Here is a 6,959-nt window from a genome sequence, read left to right as displayed (position 1 = left end):
TTTGGGAGCGCGTTTGCCAAGGCGCCGGTAACCCAAACAGTGGACGACTTTTGCTCCGCCCAATGGCAGACTTTCTCACCGCCGTTGACACTTTGGTGACTGATTGACTGGCGTCCGGAATTTGATGATTGTTCCCGTCGAGTAGTTTTCGACCAGGTTTTGGCATGATTGCATTGAAGGGCTGCCATTTCCCCTGAGCAGCAGTTTTGTATGCCGTGTACTTCTATCTGCGGTACACCGTGTACTATCGGGAATTGAAAGAGATCATGATCAGACTTTCGACTTGAAAATCCCGAAAGTCATTCAGCCGCAGGTAGGGCGAGCGTTAATGATCAAAAATTTGCACTAAATCCATATGCAGCACAAATGGGGACGGAAAGGAGACCAACGCTTCAATTGCAAAGAATGCACTTAGTTCGTGATGAGTTTTTTATAATTCAAAACAAATTAAGGAGCTTTAGGGAGCTGAAATGTAACGCTCGCTCCTCTTGCGGACTGGTTGATTGTGACCATTCCTCCGTGACGCTTCGCCACTGCAGAGACAATCGACAAGCCCAGCCCGCTACCTTCGGAATGGTCTAGTTGCGAAAACCGGCCAAAGGCCGCGTCGCTTTGGTCGGGCGTGAGTCCTACACCGTCATCGGCAACGGTCAGTTTGATCGAGTTGGCATCGTGCTTCAACTCAACTGAAATTCTGGATAGTGTAGCGCCACCATGTTTCAGGGAGTTGTCCAGCAGGTTCTTTATGGCTTCCGTCAGAAACACTCGATCCCCTGAGACCATGATCGACGTGTCCGGCATGTTGACTTCGAAGTCCAAACCTTTTGCCAGGATGGGAACTCCCATTTCAGCGCAGGCCTCCTCCACAACCGGGCGGAAATCTATTCTGACCATCTGATCCTGATGCGTAGGTTGCCGCAGTCGCTCCAACGACAATAGCTGCTCGGCCACCGTGGCCGAGTTTTTTGCTGCCGCCACCAGCTCGAAAATCCGTTTGTCCTTGTCTTCATCCGTTTTTGCATCCCGCAACGCCTCGGCCATGGATTGGACCGCTGCCGCCGGATTTCGCAGTTGGTGAGCGGCTTCTGAGATAAAGACTTGATGAGCGTTAATGCTGTGCTCAACCTGTCCAAACAGCCGGTTCAGAGTTTGAACAATGCCATGAACCTCGATCGGGACCGGGCGCTTGATCTGGCTCAGGTCGTCGGGTGAGCGCAGGTCGATGGCGTCTTGTAAATCCAACAAGGGCCGCAGACCTCGCGCGACACCGAACCAGACGACAAATGCAAGGGTGGCCAACAGTATACCCATCAGGATCGCCGCACGGATCGACAACTCATTGGCAAAGGCGTTGCGATCCGCGATGCGTTGCCACGCCGTGACCGTCGCATCACCCACCAGATTGTCTAACGTGACCCGCTCGGTCATTTTCAGCACGCGCACCGGCTCATCCCGATATACCGCCTCAAAAAACCGGGGCTGGTACGCGTCTTGCTGAGACGGGTTTGCAGCGGCCGGAGGATATGCATACCCGGTGACGTAGATTCCGCCGGGTCCGGTGACATGATAAAAAATCTCTCCGCCTGACGCGTCGCGTATCAAGCTGCGCGTAGAGGGCGAAAGTGCATCGCCTTCCGATACCGCCACATCGCGCGAAATGGCGAGACCGGCTGACAACAGGCTGTCGTCAAAAAGCTCCTGCGCGGTCTGCTGGGCAACTGTGTAGCGCCAGTATCCAAGCAGGATTGCCAGCAGCACCAATGGTGTCAGGATCAGAATGAAAAGCCTGAGCCTGAGCGAACCGTGCCGGGTCACTTCTGCACCTCAAGCAGATATCCAAGGCCACGGGCGGTCTTGATCCGGATGCCAAGGTTCTGAAGGCGCTTGCGCAGCCGCGACACATGCGGTTCGACGGCAGAGTCGTCGACATCAGCGCCTACGCCGTAGACGTAGTCGGTCAACTGACTTTTGGGGACGATCCTGCCGCGTCGTTCCAGCAGGCATTCAAGTACAGCCATTTCCCGACGTGGCACGTCAAGCACTTGGCCATTTGCGGTGACCTGCCGGGCAGTACGGTCGAATTCCAGGTCTCCGATGGTCTCTCGAGCGCCGTAATCCAGTTGCTTGCGGCGGGACAGGGCGCGGATGCGGGCCTCAAGCTCGTCCATTTCGAAGGGTTTGACCAGGTAATCGTCAGCGCCCATGTCCAGACCCGAAACGCGGTCGCTGGTCTCGGTGCGTGCCGTCAGCAGGATGACGGGCGCGCTGTCACCCCGGTTGCGCAGGGACCGCAAGATCTCAAGGCCAGACCGACCCGGCAGGTTGATGTCCAGTACGATCAAATCCGCGCCTTCCTGCTCCAGATAAAGATCGGCGGCATCACCATCTGTCAGCACATCGGCGGCATGGCCCCGATCCCGCAAGCGATAGGCAATGGCGTTGGCGAGGGTTTCGTTGTCCTCGACGATGACGATCCGCATTCGGGCTCCTGCAAGTTTCGCGCAAGGTTGGCGCTCCATGATTGCCAGATGGGAGGGGGAATCAACCCCACAGTTCTATTTGCGATCATGGTAGCGCAAGAGGCGCTGGCGTGGTTGTCTGGTCAACAGGGAGGAACCAATGGCCATTTCCAACTTCACCCGTCGCGCCGTCGTGGGGCTGATCGCCGCCGCCGGACTCGCCGCACCTGCCGCTGCCGAGGTCGATTTCTCGGGCAAGACAATCGAATGGGTTATTCCGTTCTCGGAAACGGGCGGGTCGGCCAAATGGGCCAACTTCTTTGCGCCACTTCTGTCCGAGGCGCTGCCGGGACAACCGACTGTGGTGGTCAAGTTCATGCCGGGCGCCGGATCGACCAAAGGCGCAAACTGGTTTCAGGAGCAGGAGCACGACGATGGCACCCTGCTGTTCGGTACATCTGGTTCGACCCAATTCCCGTATCTGTTGAGTGACCCGCGCGTGCGCTACGAATACAATGACTGGATCCCGGTCATGGCGTCGGGCACCGGCGGTGTCGCCTATCTGAACGCAGAGGATGGAGCCAAATTCGATGGTTCTGCCAATGCGCTGAAAGACACCAATTTCATCTACGGCTCGCAAGGCGCAACCCGTTTGGACCTTGTGCCTCTGCTGGCCTGGCAGATGCTGGGTATGAATGTGGAACCGGTCTTTGGCATCAAAGGCCGCGGTGATGGTCGCCTGATGTTTGAACGTGGCGAAGCTAACATCGATTATCAGACCTCGTCCGGCTATCTGGGCGGCTCGGCCCCGTTGGTTGAGGCTGGTCAAGCTGTGCCGATGATGACCTGGGGGGCGTTGGACGCCGATGGCAACATCGTGCGCGACCCGACCTTCCCGGACATTCCGACTTTCAAAGAGGTCTGCGAGGCCACCGATGGGTGCGAAACCAGCGGTGAAGCATGGGATGCTTGGAAAGCTTTCTTCGTGGCAGGTTTCCCGGTTCAGAAGCTGGCCTTCCTGCCCGGTGACACGCCGCAAGAGGTTGTTGACGCCTACACCGCAGCCTTCCAAGCGGTGACCGAGCGTGGTGACTTTGCGGACATTTCGTCCAAACGCGTAGGCAAGTATCCCGTGTTTGTCGGAGACGGTTCGAAATCTGCTCTGCAGACGGCGACCAATGTGGACGACAACGCCAAGCAGTATGTACTGAGCTGGCTGAAAGAAGCCTATGGCGTCGAGCTGAACTAAGCCGACACGCCGCAGCGTGCGCCCAAATTAGGGCGCGCGCTTTTCTACTTGCAAAACAATTTATGAAAGGCGGCCGCTATGGAGGTTTTCGCCACCGCTCTACCTGCGCTCAGCGACGCGTGGGGTCTGATCCTGCAACCCATCGTTCTGGGCTATCTTGTACTCGGCGTCGTTATGGGACTGGCCGTGGGCGTTTTCCCAGGGCTCGGAGGCATTGCCGGTCTGTCCCTGTTGCTGCCTTTCATGTTCGGCATGGACCCGATCCTGGGCCTGGCCCTGATGATCGGGATGGTCGCGGTGGTCCCCACCTCCGACACCTTCGCGTCCGTCCTGATGGGCATTCCCGGCAGCTCGGCTTCGCAGGCCACAGTGTTGGACGGTTTCCCGATGGCGAAAAAGGGCGAGGCTGCGCGGGCCTTGTCGGCGGCTTTCTCTTCATCCCTGTTCGGTGGTCTGGTTGGCGCGACCTTCCTGACCATGTTCATCCTTATCGCGCGCCCCATCGTTCTGGCCTTTGGCCTGCCAGAGATGCTGATGATCACCATTCTGGGCCTGTCGATGGTCGCCATTTTGGCAGGGCGTATCCCGCTGAAAGGCGTCGCCGCCGCCGGATTGGGCCTGATGGTCGGCACGATTGGTGAGGCCGACGCGGGCGGCTCGCTGCGCATGGCGACCTATGACATTCCCTATCTGACGGACGGGCTGAAGCTGGTCATCGTGGGTCTGGGCATCTTTGCGGTGCCCGAGATCGTCTCGCTGCTGCGTCAAGATCGGTCGATTGCCAAAGGGGCCTCTTTGGGCGCTGGTTGGCTGGACGGCGTCAAAGACTGGTTCGCCAATATCTGGCTGTCGGTCCGCTGTTCGATCATAGGCGTGGTTGTCGGCGTCATTCCCGGCCTCGGGGGGTCTGTGGTCGACTGGATTGCCTACGGCCATTCGGTTCAATCCACCAAGGACAAGAGCAATTTTGGCAAAGGCGAAGTGCGCGGGGTCATTGGCCCGGAAAGCTCGAACAACGCCAAAGAGGGTGGGGGGCTGGTGCCGACACTGCTGTTCGGCATTCCCGGTTCCGGCTCGATGGCGATTTTCATCGGCGCGGTGGCGCTTTTGGGGTCGGGCGATATCGAGGTCGGTCCGAGCATGCTCAAGGACAACCTCGACATCACCTATTCGATCGTCTGGCTGCTGGCGCTTGCCAATGTTGTGGGCACCATTCTGTGCATCGCGGCTTCGGGCGGGATCGCCAAGCTGACCACGATCCGCTTCACCTATCTGGCTCCGTTCTTGTTCATGCTGATCAGCTTTGCGGCCTTCCAGTCCGGTCAGAACTTCGAAGACCTGCTGGCCTTGTTCGTGATTGGCCTGATCGGCATCTTCCTGCGCCGTTTCGACTGGTCGCGCCCGGCCTTCCTGATCGGTTTCGTTCTGTCGAATCCGGTCGAGAAATTCACCAATCAGGCTTTCCAGATCGCGTCTTTCCGGTTCCGCAAGAGCTTTGGTGAAGGCATGGAGTACGTCTTCAGCCCCATCGTCATCGTCCTAATCGTGGTCACAGTGGTTTCAGTTATTCTGGGCATCCGGCAGGCGAAGATGATTATGGCCGAAGGCGATGTTCAGGCCGGTACAAAGCGCGCACCGCTGATCTTCCTGCTGGTGATCATGGCCTATCTGATCGTTGCTTTGGTCAACGCCAACATGATCCCCGACTACAATATGACCGACAAGATCATCCCGCTGGTGATCGGCAGCGTCTCTCTGTTCTGCTGCGTGATCCTGTTGATCCAGATGATGCGGCGGCCCGAGGGTGACGCGATCTTTGCAGACAAGGAAATCGCTGGCGAGGACGCCAGTGCCCCCCACGGTCTGTGGTCCACGTTGGCGTGGTTCGCAAGCCTGATCGCGGCAACCTGGGTGGTGGGTTTCATCCTCGCACTGCTGGGTTTCCTGATCGCCTTTTTCCGCATTCGCGCAGGGGCCAGCTGGCAGATGACCCTGATCCTGACCGCCTGCGGCATCGGTTTCATGTGCCTGATGGCGGGTGCTCTGAACAGGGATTTCCCGCCTGGTCTTCTGCAGGACATGGTCAGCCTTCCCTGGCCGTTGAAGTGAGGGATCCAAAATGACTCAAACAGCAATCCCTTACATTTTTATGCGCGGTGGCACTTCGAAGGGTCCGTATTTCCGCCGCTCGGACTTGCCCGAGGATCTGGACACATTGGCCGAGGTGCTGATCGCCGCGCTTGGGTCCGGGCAGTCGCTGAACATCGACGGCATCGGCGGCGGCGCGGCGGTGACCACAAAGGTCGCGATGCTGTCGGTCAGCGAGGATGACTGGGCCGATATCGACTATTTCTTCGCCCAGGTCTCGGTCGAGGACAAGCTGGTCGATTTCAAACCGACCTGTGGCAATATCCTGTCCGGCGTTGCCCCTGCGGCTATCGAGATGGGCCTGTTCAAACCGCAGGGCGATGAAACCGAAATTCGCATTCGGGCTGTCAACACTGGGGCGCGGGTCGTGGCAAAGGTGAATACACCCGGGTGCGAATTGACCTATGAGGGCGATGCGGAAATTGCAGGCGTTCCCGGCCATTCCGCGCCGGTGCAGCTGAGTTTTATGGGCGTGGTGGGCTCGGCCACCGGAGCGTTCCTGCCCACAGGCAACCTGCGCGATTCAATTCAAGGCATTGAACTGACTTGCATGGATGTCGCCATGCCGATGGTTATTGCCCGCGCTGCAGACTTTGGGTTGACGGGCTATGAAAGCGCTGAGGAATTGGACGCTAACCGAGCTTTTTTTGATCAGATGGAGGCTGTTCGGATCGAAGCAGGGCAGCGGATGGGCATGGGGGATGTGTCCAAATCCGTGACCCCCAAATTCGGCCTCGTCGCGCCTGCCAGAGAGGGCGGAACGCTTGCGGTGCGGTATTTCATGCCGTGGAAAACGCACCCGACCATGGCCGTCACCGGGGCACAGTGCATGGCGTCCTGCGCGTTGACGCCCGGGACTGTTGTGGACGGTTTGCTGGATCGCCCCACGAACAGCCCGGCTGAAGTCATTCTGGAACACGCCTCGGGCAAGATCGACGTGTTGGTGGACTTCTCCAACGACGAGGGATTTTCCGTGAACGCGGCAGGTCTCGTTCGGACTGCGCGCAAGTTGGCGGACGGGCATGTATATGTACCGCAATCTGTGTGGAACGGGAGTTGATCAGGGGATATCCATAAAGTATACTATGGTATACATATGGGGA

5 protein-coding genes are annotated in these 6,959 nt (G+C 58.2%); 3 read left to right on the top strand and 2 right to left on the bottom strand.

Annotated elements, in window-relative coordinates; all coding sequences use genetic code 11:
- Positions 1–447: 447 nt before the first annotated feature.
- A complete protein-coding gene (locus tag ACR0LN_RS14945; protein ID WP_480430722.1) occupies positions 448–1,815 on the bottom strand; it encodes a sensor histidine kinase in 1,368 nt (455 codons plus the stop codon).
- The gene (locus ACR0LN_RS14940) at positions 1,812–2,480 is read right to left on the bottom strand and encodes a response regulator transcription factor (protein ID WP_480430721.1); all 669 of its coding nucleotides are present in this window, start codon (positions 2,478–2,480) and stop codon (positions 1,812–1,814) included. Before ACR0LN_RS14940 ends, ACR0LN_RS14945 begins: the two co-directional genes overlap by 4 nt.
- Positions 2,481–2,619: 139 nt before the next feature.
- Between ACR0LN_RS14940 and ACR0LN_RS14935 the strand changes: the two genes are divergently transcribed.
- From ACR0LN_RS14935 to ACR0LN_RS14925, 3 genes are all read left to right on the top strand, one after another.
- Positions 2,620–3,708, top strand: a complete 1,089-nt coding sequence (locus ACR0LN_RS14935) for a tricarboxylate transporter (protein ID WP_480430720.1) — start codon at positions 2,620–2,622, stop codon at positions 3,706–3,708.
- 78 nt (positions 3,709–3,786) lie between these two features.
- A complete protein-coding gene (locus ACR0LN_RS14930; protein WP_480430718.1) occupies positions 3,787–5,817 on the top strand; it encodes a tripartite tricarboxylate transporter permease in 2,031 nt (676 codons plus the stop codon).
- Positions 5,818–5,827: 10 nt separating this feature from the next.
- Positions 5,828–6,916 (top strand): 4-oxalomesaconate tautomerase, encoded by a 1,089-nt coding sequence (locus tag ACR0LN_RS14925; RefSeq protein ID WP_480430716.1) that lies wholly within the window; start codon positions 5,828–5,830, stop codon positions 6,914–6,916.
- Positions 6,917–6,959 lie beyond the last annotated feature (43 nt).

The organism is Ruegeria sp. AA6, from assembly GCF_056542865.1.
Note: the sequence above shows the minus strand (reverse complement) of the source record. Positions and strands in the feature narration are given on the sequence as shown.

Bases quoted from the DNA above. Each gene is read 5' to 3' on its own strand.
- ACR0LN_RS14940 (WP_480430721.1), bottom strand. From the start codon at position 2,480: ATGCGGATCGTCATCGTCGAGGACAACGAAACCCTCGCCAACGCCATT.
- ACR0LN_RS14935 (WP_480430720.1), top strand. From the start codon at position 2,620: ATGGCCATTTCCAACTTCACCCGTCGCGCCGTCGTGGGGCTGATCGCC.
- ACR0LN_RS14930 (WP_480430718.1), top strand. From the start codon at position 3,787: ATGGAGGTTTTCGCCACCGCTCTACCTGCGCTCAGCGACGCGTGGGGT.
- ACR0LN_RS14925 (WP_480430716.1), top strand. From the start codon at position 5,828: ATGACTCAAACAGCAATCCCTTACATTTTTATGCGCGGTGGCACTTCG.